Consider the following 1049-nt stretch of genomic DNA (forward strand, 5'->3'; position numbering starts at 1 on the left):
CCCGGTGACAGGTACGGCATGCAGCTCAGTTCATGGATGAGATAGACCGACGCCATGTGAAAACTCAGCTGGCTCGCCGTGTATCCCTTCAGACTCGCTGCCATCTTTACCATCTGGCTGCGCAGCAGATTGTACGCCAGCAGCACGCCCCACAGCTCTTGCCGTATCCCCGCCGCCTTCTTGCTGCGCAGGGTCAACCGGTGTTGTTGCAGGCTGTGCTTCATCTCCCGATAGCCCAACTCGATTTCCCAGCGGTGGCTGTAGAGCTCAACGATGTCGGCGCCAGGGAAACGCATCGGGTCGACCATTGAGGTCAACACTTGCCGCTCTTTACCGTTGATGGTGCGGGTAAGTAAGCGGGCTTCTAGTGTCTCTGGCAGTTGCGACCACTTCTTCCTCGCCTGTGGACTGGTTTTGAGACGCACCAGCACGTCCTGACGCCCCAGCTTGCGCACCACCTCGTATTGCGTGCCCTTTTTGAGTGGGAGCAGCCAGTGCCGCTCGCTGCCAGTGGTCTGCCAGGCATGGAGCAGGCCGAGGGAGTAGAACCCCTTGTCGAACAGGGTGAGCGAGTGGTCCGGCGTGCGCGCGATAAGTTGTTCGGCCAGCGCCATCTCGTTGACGGTGCAGCTCTCCATGACAGCCTGAACAAGCAGGTGGCTCGTCAGCTCCATCTGGCAGAGCATGCGCACCTGCGGATAGGCGGTCTCCCCATGTTGAGTACCGGGTTTGGCAAACGCAGCGGCATTGTCCGGGGTATCGGGGGTGCGCCACATCACGCCATCGACGGCGAGTAGTTGCAGCCCGGCCCAACCGGGATGATTGGCCTGCTGGTGCCAGAGATAGGCGGTCTCGTGAAACAGCCGCTCGATGCTCTTGTCCCCCAGTTTTTGGCGAGCTTGCAGGAAGGCGCTGGGGGCGACAAAGGGGCGGTCGCCGGGCAACAGGATATCGAGCTGATTTACGAGCTGGGTCATGGGGACGTGGCGGAAGATAGCCATGCCGATAATGGCCCAGACCAGGCGCTCCATGGGCATACGGCGACGACG

At 61.1% G+C, this 1049-nt stretch carries 1 protein-coding gene; it reads right to left on the bottom strand.

Going from position 1 to position 1049, the window contains the following annotated elements; translation table 11 throughout:
- Positions 1-1049, bottom strand: a 1049-nt coding sequence (locus ACW5W8_RS23720) for an IS4 family transposase (protein ID WP_498630869.1), incomplete at both ends; no start/stop codon positions are given.

Source organism: Aeromonas aquatilis, from assembly GCF_054052405.1.